Raw genomic sequence first — 19,268 nt, forward strand, 5'->3', positions numbered from 1 at the left:
TCGACGTGATTCGTATCAGGTGAGGGGGCACAGCCACTGGATCAGCTGGCCTGCAATCCGGTCAGCCGGCAGGACGCTGCTGGCGCCGCCACGGCGGATCAGTTCGGCCGGCATGCCGAAGACCACCGCGGATTGTTCGCTTTCGGCGATGGTGCGGCCGCCGGCTTGCCGGATGTCTGCAAAGGCCTCGGCACCATCGCTGCCCATGCCGGTCAGCATGACGCCCACGATGGCCTGGGGCGCATACAGCTGCAGGGCACTGGCGCCCAGCAGCGAGACCGAGGGATGCCACAGCTGGGTTGCGTCAGGCGGGCGGCTGACCAGGGTGGGACGGCCGTTGCGGGTGGTGAAGATGCTGTCGGCGCCGCCCTTGCAGACATAGACCGTGCCCGCTGCCAGCGGCATGGGTTGCGCCGCCTCGACCACGCGCAGGGCGCAAAGCCGCCCCAGGCGCTCGGCGAAGGGCGCTGTAAAACTGGTCGGCATGTGCTGCGCCACCACCACCGGCCAGGGGAAGTGCGCCGGCAGTTGCGGCAAGATGCGCTCCAGCGTACGCGGGCCGCCAGTGGACACACCGATCACCACCACGCCTGGCTGGCGGGCATCCAGCGGCACGGTGGAGGCGCAAGCCGGTTCGGCAGGTTCGGCGGGCCGGGCGACGGTGCGCCCAGCGGTGCGCGTCGAAGTGGCCGTTGGCGCCCCATCGGGTCCCCGCACCTTGGCCTTGGCGGCGCCCCGTACTTTGGCCACCAGTTCGGCACGCAGCGCGTCGATGCCCAGGCTGATGGTGCCGCCCGGCTTGGCCACGTAATCCACCGCCCCCAGGGCCAGGGCCTCGAACGTCGCCAGCGCACCCTGGGCAGTCAGCGAGGAGAGCATGATCACCGGGACCGGACGTTGCAGCATCATCTCCGCCAGCGCCGAGAGACCATCGAGTTCGGGCATGTTGATGTCGAGGGTGACGACATCGGGCGCGAATTCCAGGTTCATGCTGACGGCTTCGCGGCCGTTGCGGGCAAAGGCCACCGCAAAGCCACCGGCCTGCTCGAAGAGCTCGCCCAGCTGCTTGCGCATGAGGGCTGAATCGTCGACGATGAGCAGCTTCATCCTTCTCTCTCCTGTCCTTTCCCGTGCGTAGATTTACGCGTCCTGTCCCATGCCGGCCAGCAGGGCCAGCTCTTCGCCTTCCACCAGGTAGCGGGGTTCCACCAGCTGGATCATGCGTTTCTGTTTCTCGATGTTGGCCATGCGCGAGAGCAGGCGCACCTGCTGGCTCGACAGCGAAGGCGCGGGCCCGATGGCGCGGCGTTCAATTTTGAGGACCTCGGCCACCGAATCGACGATGAAGCCGGTGCACACCTGGTCGATCAGGAACACCATGATGCGCTGGCGATCACTGCGCGCCACCCGCGGCAAGCCCAGCCGCATGCGCAGGTCGATCACCGGCAGCACGGCACCGCGCAGGTTGATGACGCCTTCGACGAACGCCGGGGCGCGCGGCACATGGGTCAGTTGCTCGGGCACGCGCACGATCTCCTGCACGCTGTCGATGGGCACGCCGAATTCCTCGTCGCCGAAGCGGAACACCACCACCTGTTCCTCATCGTCACTGCGGGTCTCGGGCTGCTTGTCCTGGTTCATCTCGTTGTCCTCCAGCAGGGTTTCGATGGCCGGCTGGCGCAGCAGGCTCACGGCATCGATTACCGATACCAGCCGCTTTCCGTTGTCCAGCCGGCAGATGCGGGCGATGTCGGCCATTCCCTTGTCGCGCGCCAGCAGCGTGGGTACCGCTTCCACCGTGCCAAGCGCCACCCGCAGCACTTCGTTGACGGTATCGATGACCACGCCGACGGCACCGGTCGACTCCCCGGCCGCAGGAGCGACCACCGCAATGCGGCTGCTGTGGTCCTGCTGGCGCGGCGGCAAGCCGAACAGGTGGCGCAGCGACACCAGGGGGAGCAGGCGGTTGCGCAGGGTCATGATGCCCAGCACGTGCGGTTCCGCATGCGGCACCTGCACGATGCTCTGCGGCATTTGCACGATCTCCTGCACGTCCTCGATGGCTACCGCATATTCCTGGCCGGCCACCATGAAGCTGACCAGTTGGAGTTCGTCGCCAGCCTGTGCCTGTACGTCTTCGGCGTTGCCGCCGTCGATGGGTGCCTGGCCGTTGCGGCTGCCGGCAGAGGCTTCGGCAAATTCGGCCGCCACCAGCCGGGCAAAATCCAGCACCATGATCATGGGGTGGCCGCCGACGTCCTTGATCAGCCCGGACAGCAACTCGGTGCGCACCGAGGAGGCGATGCAAGCCACGTCTTCGATCTGGCGCAGGTCCACACCGACCACGCTGGCCACGTGATCCACCACGAAGCCCAGCGGCTGGCCCAGGTCGATCACCACGGCACGGCTGGCGTCGTCGGCCGGGCGGTCCGGCAGTCCGAAGATGCGGCTCAGGCTGACGATGGGCAGCACCTTGCCGCGCAGGTTGGCCAGGCCAAGGAGAGCCTGCGGGGCCAGCGGCACGTGCACCACTTCCGGCACGCGGATGATTTCCTGTACCGGCGCCATGTCTACGCCAAAGACCTCGTCGCCGACCGTGAAGGTGACGAACTGGCGCAGTTCGGTGTCGCCGGCGGCGGGCGGGGGCAGGTCGTCGTCGGCTGCACCGCTGCAGGCCTGCGGTATCACCGCGCCGGGCGCGGGCGCGATGGCGGCCGGGGCCGCCTCGGGCTCGATGAGGGATGCGTCATTCATGGTGTGTGTGCCTTTCTCGGGTCCACGGGTTCAATGGGGCAGCGAGTCAGGTGCTTTGCAGCTCATCGGCCAGCGAGGCCACTTCCTCGACGGCGGCAGCCAGTTGCTCGGCACCCTGGGACTGCTGGCGCGCGGCGGCGGCGGCTTCGGTGGCGGCACGGTCGGCTTCCTGGGCGGCGGCGGCAATCTGCTCGGTGCCGGTGCGCACTTGCAGGATGGCTGCGGCCACCTCGGTGGCGGCTGACAGGATTTCCTGGGTACCTTGTTCGACGCTGGCGACATCGCTCTCAATGCTGACCAAAGCGCTGGTGATCGCCTTGGCTTTTTCGGCCTCGCTGATGGCGGCATCGGCAATCTCTTCCAGATCGCGCTCGACCACCGCGATCTGGTCCTGCACTGCCTTGACCAGGTCCTTGATGTTGTCGGCATTGCCGGCCGAGTCGTGGGCCAGGTTGCGGATGTCGGTGGCCACCACCACGAAGCCCTTGCCGAACTCGCCGGCGCGGGCTGCTTCGATGGAGCCGTTCACGGCCAGCATGTTGGTCTGGATGGACACCGTGGTGATGGCATCGACGATCTTGTCGATGCGGCGCGAGACCAGGGCCAGGTCCTTGATCTGGCGGATCGAGGCGCGTGAGGCGTCGACCGAACTGGCGATGCCGGCGATGAGCGAGTCGACCGCCTTCTTGTTTTCCCCCAGCAGCGCCCGGATTGCGGTGGCACGTTCGCCGCTGGTACCGGCGCGCGCCTGCGCCACCTGCAGGCCGCGCGAGATCTGTTCGATGGCCGTGGCCGATTCTTCGGTGGCCACCGACTGTACTTGCGTACCTTTGCGGATCTGCTCGATGGCCGACATGATCTGGGCGCTGGCGCGGCTGATTTCCTGTACGGCCGCCGAGAGTTCTTCGGCACTGGCGGCGACTTCCTCGGCGCTCTTGGCCACATCGGTGGAATTCTTGAGGTCTTCAGACAGTTCCGAGAGCGCTTGCGAAGTGGTCTCAGCCTCCGACAAGGCCTGGCCTTGCTCGGCCACGGTCTTGGCGGATTCGACGGCGGCGGCCGATTGCTCTTCGGCGGCAGCGGCAATTTCCTGGGCGCCGTCGAGCGCCTGTTTGGTCGCGGCCACTGACTGCTGCGCGCCCACGGCAATTTCCTGCACGCCGGTGACGATGACCTGGGCATCCCGGCGGATGTTCTCCAGCTGGGTGCTGATCATCTTGCCGCTCTCGACCTCGCCCAGGACGGTGGTGGCAGCCGCACCGATGCCTTCGACCACGGCCTTGACCTCGCGCTGGATCTGGCCGACCAGCTCCTGGATCTGCTTGGCGCTTTTCTCCGAGGTCTCGGCCAGGGTGCGCACTTCATCGGCGACGACTGCAAAGCCCTTGCCGTGTTGCCCGGCGCGGGCCGCTTCGATGGCCGCGTTCAGGGCCAGCAGGTTGGTCTGGTCGGCGATACGGGCCACCGCCTTGACGATGTCGCCGATGTTGGCGGCCTGCTTTTCCAGTTCGGCCACCATGGTCACCGAGCTGGACTGGCGCTGGGCAGCGATGCCCACATTGGCGACCAGGGTCGCGATATCGCCGCTGGTGCGGGTGACCTGGTTCTGCACGGCCAGCATGCGAGCCTGGCTTTGATCGGCATTCTGCAACTGGCGGCTGATCGCCTGCTCGACCTGGCGGAAGGCGGCCAGCGACTCCTGGGCGGCGCTGGAGGCCTGCTCGGCGCCGCGCGCGATCTGGTCGGAGGCACTCTTCAGTTCTTCGGTGGCAGCCGAGGCCTCCGAGATACCAGCGCTGAGTTCAGCCGTGGCGGCGGCGATGCGCTCGGCAGCCTGCTGCTGCTTGGCCAGGGTGCGGGCCTTCTTGCGCAGGGCATCGGCCTGGCGCGATGTCGAGGCGCCGGCACGGTGGTCGCTTGCGCTCTCATAGTTGGAGTTCTGGATAGTCTTGACGAGCGCCATGTGCGCCTCCTCGAAAAAGTTGTGCTCAAACGGACGGTCTTGCAGGTGAAATGGTAGGGCTGCCTGTTGCTGTGTGGAATCGGTTCTGGTCCTAGGAGATACATAGGAAATGTCCTAGACAAAGCGCGCAGCCCGGTTGCGCTTGCCTAGGACGTGTTGACGCCTTGGCCATGCGTGCAGGACGTCCCTTTGCGCAGGGACGGCGCAAAGGGACGTGCGCCGCCGTCAGCGGGTGCTGTTCTGGACAGGGCAATGGAGTGCAGATTGGCCGGGGTGGCGTGCCGGGGGGCGGGAGCGAGGACGGACAGGACGCGCGAAGTCGCGCACAGGGATCAGGGAGAAAACGAGGGCGGCTGCCGGAGATAGCCTCAGGTCTGCCGTTCCACCAGGTTGTGCTTGACGGCCCACAAGACCAGCCCGACCACGTCGCGCACGCCGATGCGGTCCATGATCTGGGCGCGGTGGGCGGCGATGGTCTTTTCGCTCAGGTCCAGCTCGTAGGCGATTTCCTTGGTGGTCTTGCGATGCGCAATCATGGCCAGGATCTGGTGCTGGCGCGGCGTGAGCGGATCGGGCTGGGCCTGCCGGGCGGCCCCCGTATAGAGGCAGTGGCTGATCATGGACTTGGCCACGGCCGGGGTCAGGTAGCACTCGTTGCGCGCCACCGCCTGCAGGGCGATATCGAGTTCGGCGGGACTGGATTGCTTGAGCAGGTAGGCGGCCACACCCATGCGCATTACCTCGGCCAGCAGTTCGGCATCGGGCTGGTTGCCGATGATGACCACCCGGCTGGCAGGGCATTTGCTGCAGATGTCAGCCAGCAGGGCCAGGCCCTGGCGGGTATCAGAGGAGAGATCAATGATGACCGCGTCGGGCGCTACGCTCTGGATCACATGCAGGGCCACTGGTCCGGCTTCCACTTCGCCGATCACCTGCTGGCCCGCCATTTTTTCGATCAGGCAACGCAGCCCGGCGCGCATCATGATCTGGTCGTCCACCAGGACTATGTTCATGTTCTGGATCCCCGCTTTGGAAGCTATCGTGCGGCATTCCTTGAAGCGGCTTGCAGCGGTGCAGGAGCACGCGCTTGAACCTGGAGATGCCTGTTCTCAGCAGTGAATTTACTGGATTGCGGGCAACATTTCAATCAAATATAACGAATATACGACATTTAATCAAAAATATGATTTTTGATGAAAATGATCTGGTCAATGTAATTACATTTCTCCCGAGACAGGTTCCAGCGGTCGCGTCTGCATGAAAAAAACCGGGCGCAATCAAGATTGCGCCCGGTCCGGAAAGGCTTCGTGCTGCGCCGTCCTGCCTGGGGGCCGGACGGCGGGCACGCCACTGCGGATGTCAGTCGTGGATGTTGTTGTGAACGGTTTCCTTCACGAACAGCAGGCCGATCACCACCGTGATCACCGAGATCACGATCGGATACCACAAGCCGTAGTAGATGTCGCCCTTGAAGGCCACCAGCGCGAAGGAGGTGGTGGGCAGCAGGCCGCCGAACCAGCCGTTGCCGATGTGGTACGGCATGGACATGGAGGTGTAGCGGATGCGGGTCGGGAACATTTCGACCAGGCAGGCAGCGATCGGGCCGTAGACCATGGTCACGTAGATCACCAGGATGAACAGCAGCAGCAGGACCATCGGCTTGTTGATCTGCTCCGGATCGGCCTTGGCCGGGTAGCCGGCGGCCTTGATGTCGTCAGCCAGGGCCTTGGAGAGCTCCTTGTCCTTGGCGGCGGCCTCTTCCTTGGACAGGCCGGCGGCATCATACGAGGTGATGACGCGGTCGCCGATCTTGACGGTAGCCACCGAGCCCGGGGCACCGGCCACGTTCTGGTAGTTCACCGACGCGGCCGACAGCTTGGCCTTGACGATGTCGCAGGACGAGGTGAACTTCTTGGTGCCGGTCGGGTTGAACTGGAACTGGCAGCTGGCCGGGTCGGCGGTGACGATCACCGGGGACTTTTGCAGTGCGGCTTCCAGCGCCGGGTTGGCGAAGTGGGTCAGGCCGTTGAAGATCGGGAAGTAGGTCACCGCGGCAATCAGGCAGCCACCCAGGATGATGGGCTTGCGGCCGATCTTGTCCGACAGCGAACCGAAGAACAGGAAGAAGGGCGTGGCCAGCAGCAGAGCGGCAGCGATGAGCAGGTTGGCGGTCGGGCCATCCACCTTCAGGGTCTGGGTCAGGAAGAACAGGGCGTAGAACTGGCCGGTGTACCACACCACGGCCTGGCCGGCGGTCAGCCCGACCAGCGCCAGGATGACCAGCTTCAGGTTCTTCCACTGGCCGAAGGCTTCGGTCAGCGGTGCCTTGGAGGTCTTGCCCTCAGCCTTCATCTTCAGGAAGGCCGGCGACTCGTTCATGGACATGCGGATCCACACCGAGATGGCCAGCAGCAGGATGGAGACCAGGAAGGGAATGCGCCAGCCCCAGTCGGCGAAGGCAGCTTCACCCACCGCGGTACGCACGCCCAGGATCACCAGCAGCGACAGGAACAAGCCCATCGTGGCCGTGGTCTGGATCCAGGCGGTGAAGGCGCCGCGGCGGCCTTCCGGCGCGTGCTCGGCCACGTAGGTGGCAGCACCGCCGTATTCGCCACCCAGCGCCAGGCCCTGCAGGATGCGCAGGATGATCAGGATGATCGGGGCGGTGATGCCGATGGAGTTGTAGTTGGGCAGCACGCCGACGATGAAGGTCGAGGCACCCATGATCAGGATGGTCACCAGGAAGGTGTACTTGCGGCCAACCAGGTCACCCAGGCGGCCGAACACCAGCGCACCGAAGGGACGCACGATGAAACCGGCAGCAAAGGCCAGCAGGGCGAAGATGAACGCGGTGTTGGGGTCGGTACCGGCAAAGAACTGCTTGGCGATGATCGCCGCCAGCGAGCCGTACAGGTAGAAGTCATACCATTCGAAAACGGTGCCTAGCGAAGAGGCGAAGATGACTTTCTTCTCCTCCGGGGTAATGCCGCGCGCAGTCGTGTTGACTGATGCTGTGGTCATGTTTGTCTCCTTGGTTTTAATGAATGTGCTACTGCATGGACTGCAACCAGGTACTCAGGGCAACAATGCAACAGATGGCCGAATGGGGCGTTATGCAAGAACGCACCGGAGAACAGAGCATGAAGAATCGACTCCCCTCGCTTCCCCGTCTGACACAAACCGCGATATTGGCTTCGCATTGCTTGCGTAAGGACCCACTTGTCCATGCGGCGAGTGTGCGACGCCAAACTTACGCAGGACTTGCTCCAAACTTACACAAGCTTACAGCGCAGCAAGCCCTTTCCTGGTTGCGACGCAGCAGGCAAAGACGCATCTGCCAAGGCTTTGCGGGGCATTCGTGCTTATTGCGCCGCAGCGACCGGACGCGGCAGCTCGCCTCTTGGGGAGGGCAGCCAAAAAGTTTTTTCTGTCAGGAATCAGGAAAGGCAAGTGAAGCATCTTGCCTGGCATGCGCCGCAGCGGCATGCCCATCGGGGCGGGAAGACAGCGGGGACGGCGGTGACAGGGCGGCAGTCCGCCCTGTCACCGGACAAGCTCAGTTCCTCAGCAGATCAGCGCATCAGGCCAGGGCAGTGGCCGGTGCCGGCTGCGCGGTCGGGGTCGGCAGGCTGTCGCCTTCCAGCAGCGCCTTGACGACGCGCTCGCCCAGGCCGAGTCCGACGCTCATGCCGATGCCGGTATGCATCAGCACCACCGAGGTATGGTCGTCGATGGCCAGGGCCGAGAACGGGCCCGGGCCTTTGCTGCCATAGACGCCTTGCCAGCGCTCGATCACCTGCACGCGAGAAGCCAGGGTGTGCTCGACCAGGCCGATCAGCAGCTCATCGACTTCCTCGCTGTTGAAAGGAGGTGAATCGGTACCGTAGTGGTGCGAATCGCCGACGATGAGTTCCTGATACGGGGTCGGGCTGACCAGCAGGTGAATGCCATGCTTGTTGAGCAGCGGGGCCGTGGCCTCGATCTCGGCGTGCACCGCGCGGGCGGTCGGCAGGTCCGAGAAGGCGCCATAGTGGGTGCAGGACAGGCCGGTGAGCACGGCATGGGTCAGCGGTACGGCTTCTTCGGTCTTCAGGCGCAGCATCTGCAGGCGGCACTGCTTCAGGTTCATCGGCTGCAGGCGGTCGGCGAAGAGCGTCAGGTAATCGTGGCCGGAGCACACCACCACGCGCTCGGCGCGGAATTCACCGGCGGTGGTCGAGAGGCGGCCGCCGGCGGTGCCATGCACCAGCGTATTGAAGCGGAAATGCACGCCCTGCGAGTGCAGGTAGGCCACCAAGGCCGGCATGGCTTCGCGCGAATACAGCTGCAGGTCTTCGGTGCCGTGCAGGGCCGAGCGGTGATGGCTGAAACGGCCGTTGTAGAGCGCGTTGAGCTTGTCGCCTTCGAGCAGGGAGGCGCGATAGTCGTACTGGCGCGCACGCACGGTCATGAATTCCAGCAGCACGTCGTGTTCGGCCTCGCTGCGGGCAAACAGGAGGGTACCGGCTTCGCGGGCACTGAAGTGCGCGCGCGCGGCCAGGTGCAGCCAGAGGGCGCGGCTTTCGCGGGCCAGGTCCAGCATGATGCCGGGCGGCTGGCCGGTCACCAGGCCCATGCCGAAGTTGCGCACGGAGGCGCCCAGGGGCGTACCGGTGCGTTCGAAGACGGCCACCTTGAGGCCGCGCTTGACGGCCGCGTAGGCGTGGGCCAGGCCGAGGATGCCCGAGCCGACCACGGCCAGGTCAAAGTGCTGCGGATCGTTTTCTGTGAGGGAATTGCTCATGGGAAGTGCTCCGTCGGAGTCAGTTGCGAGATGTCGTGGGGCGTCTTGTGCGGGGACGCTCTGGCGGCGTCCTGCGGTCCTCTCCGTGCGCCGTCACGCTGCGGCCCGAAGCTATCGGACCCGTGACGGCGCGGTACTGCGGGCAAGTGCTGGAATTACTGCTTCTTCTCCGACTTGCTTTCGTAACGCTTGCTCCACTCGGTCAGGATGCGGTCACGGCTGGTGCTGGCCCAGGTGAAGTCGTTCTTGATCAGGCGCTTTTCATAGTCGGCCGGCAGCAGTTCGTCCGGCTTGGCCACACCAGGAATGGCGACCACGGCGAAGTTCTTTTCATACAGGGCCATGGCTTCCTTGCTGGCGGAGAAATCGGCCAGCTTCTTGGCGGCTTCCAGGTTCTTGCTGCCCTTGACGATGGCGGTGGCTTCGATGTCCCAGCCCAGGCCTTCCGACGGCAGGATCACGTCAATGGGGGCGCCTTCCTTCTTGGTCTTCACGGCACGGTATTCGAAGGCGATACCAATGGGGAATTCACCGGTGGCGGCCTGCTTGCAGGGCTTGGAGCCGGAGTGGGTGTACTGGCCGATGTTCTTGTGCAGGGCGTCCATGTAGGCCCAGCCTTTTTCTTCACCCATCATTTGCAGCCAGGCCGAGACATCCAGGTAGCCGGTGCCGGAAGAAGCCGGATTGGGCATGACGATCTTGCCGGCATAGACCGGCTTGGTCAGGTCGGCCCAGGAGGTCGGCTTGGGCAGCCCCTGCTTTTGCGCTTCCACGGTGTTGAAGCAGATGGCCGAGGCCCACACGTCCATGCCGACCCAGGCCGGCGGATTGGCGGCGCTGCGGTACTTGGCGTCGATGGCCGACAAGCCTTGCGGAGCGTAGGGCGTCAACATGCCTTCCTTGTCCAGCAGCGCCAGGCTGGTGGCGGCCAGGCCCCAGATCACGTCAGCTTGCGGATTGGCCTTTTCGGCCAGCAGCTTGGCGGTGACGATGCCGGTGGAGTCGCGCACCCACTTGATCTCGATGTCCGGGTTGGCCTTCTGGAACGCGGCCTGGTAAGCCTTGATCTGGTCGGCTTCGAGGGCGGTGTAGACGGTCAGCGTGGTAGCGGCGTGGGCCTGGGCCGAGAACAGCATGCCGGCACCGATCACCGATGCGAACAGGGAAAACAGCTTGGTTTTTTTCATGATGGCCTTCGTCTGTGAATGGCTGGGTTGAAAACGCGTCGGGGACGCAAGGTGGAGAAATCGTAGTGCTGCCGGTCAGGCTCAATGCGCGCGTCCACGGCGCCAGGCCTGGGCCCGCGCCAGCCAGCGGCTGCCAGCCAGGTGCATGAGCAGCGAGGCCGCCGCCGACGTCAGCAGGATCAGCGTGGACATCGCTGCGGCAGGGCCGACGTCGCCGGCATCGTCCATATTGAGCACCGCCACCGAGGCCAGCACCGTATCGGGGCGATACAGGAAGATCACCGCCGACACCGTGGTCATCGAGGACACGAACAGGTAGCGGAAAATCTCCAGCATCTGTGGCAGGCACAGCGGCACCGTCACGCGCAGGAAGGTCTGCAGCAGCGGCACCTTCAGCGACAGCGAGGCGGCTTCGAATTCCGGATCGAGCTGCTTGAGCGCGGTGACGGCGGTGAGATGGGCGGTCGTGTAGAAGTGCACGATGGAGCAGAGCACCAGCAGCGTCATGGTCCCGTAGAGGAAATTGAACGGGTTGGACGGATGGTTGAAGAACAGCAGGCTTCCCAGTCCCAGCACCAGGCCGGGCACCGCCATGGGCAGGAAGCTCAGCATGCGCAGCAGGGTCGAGAGCCAGGCCTGGCCACGCGTCTTTTCCATCATCCAGGCACCGGTGAAGATGACCAGGGTGCCGGCCACGCTGGTGCCGCAGGCCAGTTTCAGGCTGTTCCAGTAGGCCAGCCAGCCGCCGCCATCCATGTTGTCGAAGTCGTAGTGCTGCAGCGTCAGTTGCAGGTTGTAGGGCCACAGCTTGACCAGGGATGCCCCCATGGCCACCACGATCATCATCAGGATGGCGGCCGCAATCAGGGCCACCGCCAGCAGGTTGATGCCATCACGGCGCCAGTCGGGGCGGGGAACGTAAGCTTCGGAGCGGCTGCTCATGGTGGCGCGCTGGCGGCGCTGCAGCCAGGCGTCGAGGGCAAAGGTCAGCAGGGCCGGCACCAGCAGCAGCAAGCCGATCAGGGCACCGCGTCCGAACTGCTGCTGGCCGACCACGGCCTTGTAGGCTTCCACGGCCAGCACGCTGTAGGCGCCGCCGGTGATCTTGGGTACGCCGAAGTCGGTGATGGTGAGCGTGAACACCAGGCACAGCGCACCGAAGATGCCGTAGCGCGTGGCCGGCAGGGTGACGGTGGTGAAGATGCGCCAGCGCGAGGCGCCCATGGCATGTGCTGCGTCGTACAGGCGGCCATCGGCCTGCGACAGGGCCGACAGCAGGATCATCATGGCGTGCGGGAAGGTGTAGAACACTTCACCCAGCAGGATGCCCCAGAAGCCGTAGATGCTGCCGTCCATCCACTCCTTGAACAGGCCCTGGTTGCCGAACAGGTAGATCAGCGCGATCCCCGGCAACAGCGACGGCGCCAGCAGCGGCAGCAGGCCGATACCGCGCCACAGGCCCTTGAAGGGAATGCAGGTGCGCTGCAGGGCGTAGGCAAACACATAGGCCAGCGGTACCGTCACCACGGCGGTGACCAGCGATACCCACAGGCTGCGCCCCAGCATGGGCAGGAAATTGATGTTGGCAAAGAGCGTCACGAAAGGCTGGCTGCCCGCCCAGTTGCCCTCGGGCGTCAGCACGGCTTGCGCCAGGATGAACAGCAGCGGTCCACCCAGGCCCAGCAGGAGCAGCGCCAGCAGCAGCCATTTCATCGCGCCGGGCAGCCATAGACTGCGGTCGGTCACGCTGTGTCGCGCCGGTGCGGCGCTGGTTGGGGTGTGGTCGCGAGCCAGGGCGGGCATGGGAGCGGTCGGCGGCAAGGAAGATTGCATCGTCATGAACGGCCCGGCTCAGGCAAAGACCTGCAGGGCCTGGCGCGGCAGGGCTACCCACAGGCCGTCGTGAGCCGGCAGGGCGGCCAGGCGCTCGTGCGACTGGTCGCTGACATCGGCCAGCAGGGTCTGGCCCGGCAGGGCATCGGCCGCCAAGGCCAGGCGATAGCGGTTGCCGAGATAGATGCGATCAACCACACGGGCCTGGAAGCGGTTGGTGCAGCTCTCGGTAGCGAACAGTTCCACCGCTTCCGGGCGGCAGAACAGGCGCCCGGTTTGCAGCTCCGCTTCTTCCGGACGGACTTCCAGACGCAAGGCACCGACCGTGACCTGTGAACCAGAGACGCGGGAAAACGGCAGCCAATTGGCTTGGCCGATGAAATCGGCCACGAAGGGCGTGGCCGGACGGCGGTAGATCTCGGCGGGCGTGCCGAATTGTTCGATGCGGCCGTGCTGCATGACGGCGATGCGGTCGGCCATGACCATGGCCTCTTCCTGATCGTGCGTGACCATCAGGGTGGTGATGCGGAACTGCTTCTGCAGCCGGCGGATTTCCAGTTGCAGGTGTTCGCGCACCTGCGCATCCAGGGCCGAGAGCGGTTCGTCGAGCAAGAGCAGCGAAGGCGAGGGGGCCAGCGCACGCGCCAGGGCCACCCGTTGCTGCTGGCCGCCGGACAGCTGGCCGGGATACTTGGCTTGGCTGCCGGCCAGGCCCACCATGGACAACATCTCGGTCACGCGTTCCTGGCGTGCCTGGCGCTTCATGTTGCGCAGGCCATAGGCGACGTTGTCGGCCACGGTCAGGTTGGGGAAGAGGGCGTAAGACTGGAACAGGATGCCGTAATCGCGCGATTGCGGCGGCAGGTCGGAAATATCGCGGCCGGCGGCGAAGAGTTGCCCGGCATCCTGGCGCTCCAGTCCGGCGATGGTGCGCAGCAAGGTCGTCTTGCCGCAGCCCGAGGGACCCAGCAGGCAGACCATCTCGCCCTGGCGCACTTCCAGCGAAACGCTGTCCAGCGCGGTGAAGGCACCGAAGCGCTTGTCGATGCTGCGCACCGACAGGAAGCGCTCGCCGGCGTCGGCTGCATCAGGCGGGCAAACCGGCATCGCGAGGGCGGCGGCGGAGGAGGATATCTGCATCATTTCGGCGGGTTTCTGGGTGGTTCGCGATGTTGCCCAAAGGCAGTCCCCATGCGGGCTTTCGCCGGATGGGCCGGCCTGTTCAGAGGCAAGCGGATGGTACGGGCCAAATATGACTGCTGGATGACACCCCCAGCTGTGATAGCAGGCCGGAATCCTTGCTATAGATTGAAGCTATGGATCGCCATCGGGGGCTCCCGCTGCAAGGGAATCCGGGCGCCGCAATGCTGTCCAAACTTGCACTTATCCTTCATTGACGCCTTGCGGCCAGTGAAGCAAGATCGCTCAGTAATGAGGAGGAGAAAATGAATAAATACGGTAGGCCCGCCCGCCGGCCGGGTGTCCGCCTGGCGATGTCGGGCGTCGGCATTGCCGCCATGCTGGCGGCCTGCTCGGCACCGGAGAGCACCCAGCAGGAGCGCGATGCCCTGGCGCGCTCCCTGATCGAGCAGAAAAAGACCACCGAGGACGCCACCTCCACCGCGACCACCGTGGACGGCTACAAGGTCGACCTGGCCAAGCGCATTTCCCAGGTCAACTTCACCAGTGTCTACGTGGAGCGCCCGCAGGCCTTGCTGCGCTCGGTCATCGTCATCAAGTACGTGGTCGATGGTGACGGCAACCTGGTCAAGAGCGAGATCCTGCGCAGCAACCGCGACAAGCATGCCGAGGCCAGCGCCCTGGGCAGCCTCAAATCGGCCGCACCCTTTCCCAAGCCGCCACCGGCGCTGCTCAAGCAGGGCCACATCGAACTGTCGGAGAGCTGGCTGTTCAACAATGACGGCCGATTCCAGCTGCGCAGCGTGGCCCTGGCCCAGATGGACCGTTAGCGGCAAGCCCTGCCAAAGATGCCGCCCGGCATTGGCATGTGTATAATGTCGCGCGAGCACGACGGTGTGCGTTGTGTCTCCCGGGCCTGACGGGCCTGCGCCGGATCAGGGCGAACGCGAGTTCGCCTTTTTTCTTATGGGCGCGCACCAGCGGCAGTCTGCGCTGAACCCCGCTGTCCTTCATTGACCAGATCGTTTATTGATTGGCTATACATGTTTGATTTCATTCGTACTCACCAGCGCCTGATGCAGTTCCTGCTGCTGCTGTTCATCTTCCCGTCGTTCGCCTTTTTCGGCCTGGAAGGCTACAGCCGCCTGACCGACGACAACGGCGTGGCCAAGGTGGCCGGCCAGACCATCACCAAGGAAGAGTGGGACGCCGCGCATCGCCAGCAGCTGGAACGCATGCGCCAGGTGTATGGCAATCAGTTCGACAGCAAGATCTTCGATAGCCCGCAGGCGCGCCGCGCCATCCTCGACAACCTGATCGCCCAGCGCGCCCTGGGTGCCGAAGTGGTGGCCAGCAAGCTGGTGGTGCCGGACCAGGCGCTGCAGCAGAGCATCCTGCAAATCCCCGGCCTGACCAAGCCGGACGGCAGCTTCGACAATGAGCAGTACCGCGTGCTGCTGGCCGCCCAGGGCATGACCCAGAAGTCCTACGAAGCCAGCCTGCGCCGCGAGATGGCCCTGCAACAGCTCAACGCCGCCATCCAGACCACCGCCTTCGCCCCCAAGACCGTGGCCGAGAACCTGTCCAGCCTGAACGACCAGGAACGCACGGTCCAGATGCTCAACTTCAAACCGGACAGCTACGCCGGCCAGGCCAAGGTGACCGATGAACTGCTCAAGGCCTACTACGACAAGAACGGTGCCCGTTTCGAGACGCCGGAACAGGCCGACATCGAGTACGTGGTGCTGGATGCTGCCGCCGTGGCCGCCCAGGCCAGCGTCACCGATGACGACATCAAGGCTTACTACGAGCAGAACCAGAAGCAGTACGCTACCGAAGAACAGCGCCGCGCCAGCCACATCCTGATCACCGTCAAGAAGGATGCGTCGGCCGCCGACAAGGCTGCCGCCAAGGCCAAGGCCGAAGGCCTGGTGGCGCAGCTGCGCAAGAATCCGGGCGACTTCGCCAAGCTGGCCAAGGCCAATTCGCAAGACCCGGGTTCGGCCGACAATGGTGGCGACCTCGGTTACTTCAACAAGGGTGCCATGGTCAAACCCTTCGCCGATGCTGCCTTCAGCCTGAAGCAGGGCGAGATCAGCGATCCGGTCGAATCCGATTTCGGTTATCACGTCATCGAAGTGACCGGCATCAAGCCGGCGTCGGTCAAGCCGCTGGAGTCGGTCAAGGCCGAGATCGGTGGCGAGATCAAGAAGCAGATCGCCGCCAAGAAGTATTCCGAGATGGCCGACCAGTTCAACAACCTGGTCTATGAAAACGGCGACAACCTCAAGGCCGTCTCCGACAAGCTCAAGCTGAAGATCCAGACCGCCTCGGGCGTGACCCGCAACCCGAATCCGGCCGCCGGCGCTGCGCCGTACAACAACGGCAAGTTCCTGACCGCCCTGTTCACCGACGACGTGATCAAGGCCAAGCACAATACCGAGGCCGTGCAGACCGCCCCCAACACCCTGGTGGCTGGCCGCATGACCAGCTACAAGCCGGTGGCCAAGCGTCCGTTCGAAGAGGTCAAGGCAGACGTGCAGAAGGCCGTGCTGTTGGCCGAAGAGCAGTCCCTGGCGGTCAAGGCCGGCCAGGAACGCCTGGCCCAGCTGCAAGCCAAGGATGATGCGACCGGCTTCAGCGAGGCCAAGGTGGTCTCGCGCGTGAAGTCCGATGGCTGGACCCAGGAGGCCTTCAACGCCGTCATGAAGGCCGATACCGCCAAGCTGCCGGCCTATGTCGGCGCCGAGACCGCGGGTATGGGCTACCAGATCTACCGCATCACCAAGGTGGAACAGCCCAAGACCGTCGATGCCGCGCGCCGCAAGGCCGAACAGGAACAGATCACGGCTGCCTTGTCGCAGCAGGAAGCCCTGGGCTACCTGGACTACCTGCGCGAGAAGGCCAAGACCAAGCTGTTGAAGGGGGCCGCCGCCGTCAGCGCGGATGACGCCGCCAAGTAAGGGCAGGGCATGGCCCGCCTTTGGGGCGATACGTTCATATGGCGCACCGGGATCGTGAATCGGCGCGCAATGGCGCCCCAAGGCGGGGAATTGTCGGCATGACTGCCACAATTTACTAAAAAATTTACACGGGCCGCTTTTCCAGCGGCCCTTTTTGTTTCATCATGGACACCGGCGCTGCATTCGAGCGGGATGCACAAGGGAGCCGGCACCGGGGAATCCGCTTCATTTCTTCCATCGTCGTTGGCGTTTCGTCAGCTTTCCACCCAGTGGGAACAGGCAGTTTTTGTGCTGCCGAGATGAAATTCCTGTCATCCGCATGTCATGTTGCGCCGTTTCGGAAACAAACGGCTGCCGTACTTGTTGTCGCTTTCTCCAGTCGACATTCGAAAAGCATCGCAGGGGGTATTTCCACGAGGAGTGCTTCCGATGCGAGTCTTGCCCTGAATACGACCACGTTTTTATGCCTGCCCCAGTCCTGATCATACAAACCGGCGATGCCAATCCCGCACTCAAGACCAACTACGGTGGTTACGCCGACCAGATAGGCTGCGCTGCCGGCCTGTGCCACACCGAGATCGAAGTGGTGACCGTCTATGAAGGCCAGCGCCCGTCCTGCCCGCGCAGCTACCGGGCGGTTTTCATCACCGGTTCACCGGCCATGGTGACCGACAAGGAAGACTGGAGCGAGCGCACCGCCGAATGGATCCGCGCCGCCGCCGAGCTCGACACCCCCATGTTCGGCATCTGCTACGGCCACCAGCTGCTCACCCACGCCTTTGGCGGCGAAGTCGGCTACAACCCGGCGGGCCGCGCGGCCGGCACCATGCATGTGAAGACGCTGGACTGCTGCCGCCAGGATGAATTGCTGGGCGTGCTTCCCCCGGAATTCCCGGCCCACATGCTGCACATGCAGTCGGTGCTGCGTCCGGCCAAGGATGCCATCGTCATGGCGCGCTCGCCGATGGACCCGCACCACGTCATCAAGCACAAGCACAACGTCTATTCGACCCAGTTCCATCCCGAGTTTTCGCCGGAGTTCGTGCGCGCGCACCTGCATTACTACACCGATATCTATCGCGGCTGCGGCATCGATGCCCAGGCGCTGTGCGAGAAGGTCTGCGAGACGCCGCAATCGACCGGACTGCTGCGGCGCTTCCTGGAGTTGTACGCGCGGCATTGAAGCGCCTGCGCCCAATGGAAAAGCCCCTGTCGCCAGCGATGGCACAGGGGCTTTGCTTTGCGTTGACGCGGGAAGGGCGCTTACTTCACCCCGACCAGCGGTTTCAGATGCGGCCAGACATTGTCCAGCAGCTTGGGCTGGGCCTGTTCATTGGGGTGGATGCGATCCGCCTGGAACAGCGAAAGATCGGCGGCAATCCCCTCGAAGAAGAATGGTACCAGCGCCACCTTGTTGCCCTTGGCCAGATCCTGGTACATCGCGGCGAAGCGGCGCGTGTAGTCCGGGCCGTAATTGGGCGGAATCTGCATGCCCACCAGGAGCACCTTGGCCTTCTGCTGGCGCGCCAGGTCGATCATGGCTTGCAGGTTGTCCTGACTGGTCTTCAGGGGCAGGCCGCGCAGGGCATCGTTGGCACCCAGTTCGATCACCAGGACCTCCGGCTTGTGCTGGGTCATCAGCGCCGGCAGGCGGTTGCGCCCGCCGATGGTGGTGTCGCCGCTGATGCTGGCGTTGACCACCTGGTAATCCGCCTTGCTCTGTTGCAGCCGCTGCTGCAGCAGGCCGGTCCAGCCGGTGCCGCGCTGCAGGCCGTATTCGGCCGAGAGGCTGTCGCCGAGCACGAGCAGGTTTTTTGGGGCAGAATAAGCGCTCGTCGCCGCTACCACCAGCGCGACGCCCGCCAGCAGGCGCACCGCCGCACCAAGCAGCGTCGTGCGCTTCGCCCCTGTCCCGGACCCTCTTGCCCGATTGCCCTGCATGCCTGCTTCCGCTCCTGCCAGTCCCGCCGTCATTGCCGCCATTGAAGTCCTTCAGTTATCCAAACACGTTGCCGATGTCTCCGCGCCTGCCGGCCGGCTGACCATCGTCAGCGACATCGATTTTACCGTGGCCGCCGGGACCACGGTGGCCATCGTCGGCGCCTCCGGCTCCGGCAAGTCGACCTTGCTGGGCCTGCTGGCTGGACTCGATACGCCCAGCGAAGGTTCCGTGCGGCTCGATGGCGAAGACATCTATGCCCTCGACGAAGACGGTCGGGCCCTGCTGAGAAAGCGCAAGCTGGGTTTCGTGTTCCAGTCCTTCCAGTTGCTCGGGCACCTCAATGCCCTGGAAAACGTGATGCTGCCGCTGGAACTGCGCGGGGACAGCCAGGCGCGGGCCAAGGCCGAACAGATGCTGGGCCGCGTGGGCCTGGGCAGCCGCCTGAAGCACTATCCCAAGTATCTTTCCGGGGGCGAGCAGCAGCGTGTGGCGCTGGCACGCGCCTTTGTGACCGAGCCGCCGCTGCTGTTTGCCGATGAACCGACCGGCAGCCTCGATGCGGCCACCGGTGAATCGGTCATCCAGCTGATGTTCGAACTGAACCGCGAGCGCGGCTCCACGCTGGTCCTGGTGACCCATGACCCCGGCATTGCGGCGCGCTGCGAGCGCACCCTGACCATTGCTGCCGGACGTCTGGTCTAGA

At 64.5% G+C, this 19,268-nt stretch carries 14 protein-coding genes; 4 read left to right on the forward strand and 10 right to left on the reverse strand.

All coding sequences use genetic code 11. From position 1 onward, the window contains the following. Positions 1–15: 15 nt before the first annotated feature. The 9 genes from cheB to CEJ45_RS03940 all read right to left on the reverse strand — a co-directional run bounded on the left by cheB (position 16) and on the right by CEJ45_RS03940 (position 13,627). Positions 16–1,107, reverse strand: a complete 1,092-nt coding sequence (gene cheB, locus CEJ45_RS03900) for a chemotaxis-specific protein-glutamate methyltransferase CheB (RefSeq protein ID WP_088753893.1) — start codon at positions 1,105–1,107, stop codon at positions 16–18. A gap of 33 nt (positions 1,108–1,140) precedes the next feature. Continuing rightward, entirely contained in the window at positions 1,141–2,754 is a 1,614-nt protein-coding gene (locus CEJ45_RS03905; protein WP_088753894.1) for a chemotaxis protein CheW, read from the reverse strand. Positions 2,755–2,800: 46 nt separating this feature from the next. Then, entirely contained in the window at positions 2,801–4,717 is a 1,917-nt protein-coding gene (locus tag CEJ45_RS03910; RefSeq protein ID WP_088753895.1) for a methyl-accepting chemotaxis protein, read from the reverse strand. A 368-nt stretch (positions 4,718–5,085) separates the two neighbouring features. Further along, a complete protein-coding gene (locus tag CEJ45_RS03915; protein WP_088753896.1) occupies positions 5,086–5,730 on the reverse strand; it encodes a LuxR C-terminal-related transcriptional regulator in 645 nt (214 codons plus the stop codon). Between the two features lie 346 nt (positions 5,731–6,076). Then, the gene (locus tag CEJ45_RS03920; RefSeq protein ID WP_088753897.1) at positions 6,077–7,738 is read right to left on the reverse strand and encodes an MFS transporter; all 1,662 of its coding nucleotides are present in this window, start codon (positions 7,736–7,738) and stop codon (positions 6,077–6,079) included. A gap of 559 nt (positions 7,739–8,297) precedes the next feature. Beyond that, entirely contained in the window at positions 8,298–9,500 is a 1,203-nt protein-coding gene (locus CEJ45_RS03925; protein ID WP_088753898.1) for a TIGR03364 family FAD-dependent oxidoreductase, read from the reverse strand. 155 nt (positions 9,501–9,655) lie between these two features. After that, positions 9,656–10,636 carry a putative 2-aminoethylphosphonate ABC transporter substrate-binding protein gene (locus CEJ45_RS03930; protein ID WP_088754034.1) on the reverse strand — a complete coding sequence of 327 codons (981 nt, stop codon included), beginning with the start codon at positions 10,634–10,636 and terminating at the stop codon, positions 9,656–9,658. A gap of 132 nt (positions 10,637–10,768) precedes the next feature. Further along, positions 10,769–12,526, reverse strand: coding sequence for a putative 2-aminoethylphosphonate ABC transporter permease subunit (locus CEJ45_RS03935; RefSeq protein ID WP_088753899.1), 1,758 nt, complete (start codon positions 12,524–12,526; stop codon positions 10,769–10,771). Positions 12,527–12,538: 12 nt separating this feature from the next. Next, the gene (locus tag CEJ45_RS03940; protein ID WP_088753900.1) at positions 12,539–13,627 is read right to left on the reverse strand and encodes a putative 2-aminoethylphosphonate ABC transporter ATP-binding protein; all 1,089 of its coding nucleotides are present in this window, start codon (positions 13,625–13,627) and stop codon (positions 12,539–12,541) included. 338 nt (positions 13,628–13,965) lie between these two features. Here CEJ45_RS03940 and CEJ45_RS03945 point away from each other — a divergent pair, with 338 nt between their 5' ends. From CEJ45_RS03945 to CEJ45_RS03955, 3 genes are all read left to right on the forward strand, one after another. After that, complete coding sequence (locus CEJ45_RS03945) at positions 13,966–14,490, forward strand: TonB C-terminal domain-containing protein (protein ID WP_088753901.1); 525 nt, start codon at positions 13,966–13,968, stop codon at positions 14,488–14,490. A 213-nt stretch (positions 14,491–14,703) separates the two neighbouring features. Continuing rightward, complete coding sequence (locus CEJ45_RS03950) at positions 14,704–16,623, forward strand: SurA N-terminal domain-containing protein (RefSeq protein WP_088753902.1); 1,920 nt, start codon at positions 14,704–14,706, stop codon at positions 16,621–16,623. A 463-nt stretch (positions 16,624–17,086) separates the two neighbouring features. Further along, positions 17,087–17,806: a glutamine amidotransferase gene (locus CEJ45_RS03955; protein ID WP_088753903.1), complete on the forward strand. Its 720-nt coding sequence runs from the start codon at positions 17,087–17,089 to the stop codon at positions 17,804–17,806. Positions 17,807–17,886: 80 nt separating this feature from the next. Here CEJ45_RS03955 and CEJ45_RS03960 read toward each other — a convergent pair whose 3' ends face one another. Next, entirely contained in the window at positions 17,887–18,564 is a 678-nt protein-coding gene (locus CEJ45_RS03960; protein ID WP_420913280.1) for an arylesterase, read from the reverse strand. Here CEJ45_RS03960 and CEJ45_RS03965 point away from each other — a divergent pair. Continuing rightward, positions 18,563–19,267, forward strand: a complete 705-nt coding sequence (locus tag CEJ45_RS03965) for an ABC transporter ATP-binding protein (RefSeq protein WP_088753905.1) — start codon at positions 18,563–18,565, stop codon at positions 19,265–19,267. The genes CEJ45_RS03960 and CEJ45_RS03965 overlap by 2 nt on opposite strands. Position 19,268: the final 1 nt, after the last annotated feature.

This window comes from Herbaspirillum aquaticum (assembly GCF_002213425.1).
GTDB lineage: Bacteria > Pseudomonadota > Gammaproteobacteria > Burkholderiales > Burkholderiaceae_D > Herbaspirillum > Herbaspirillum aquaticum.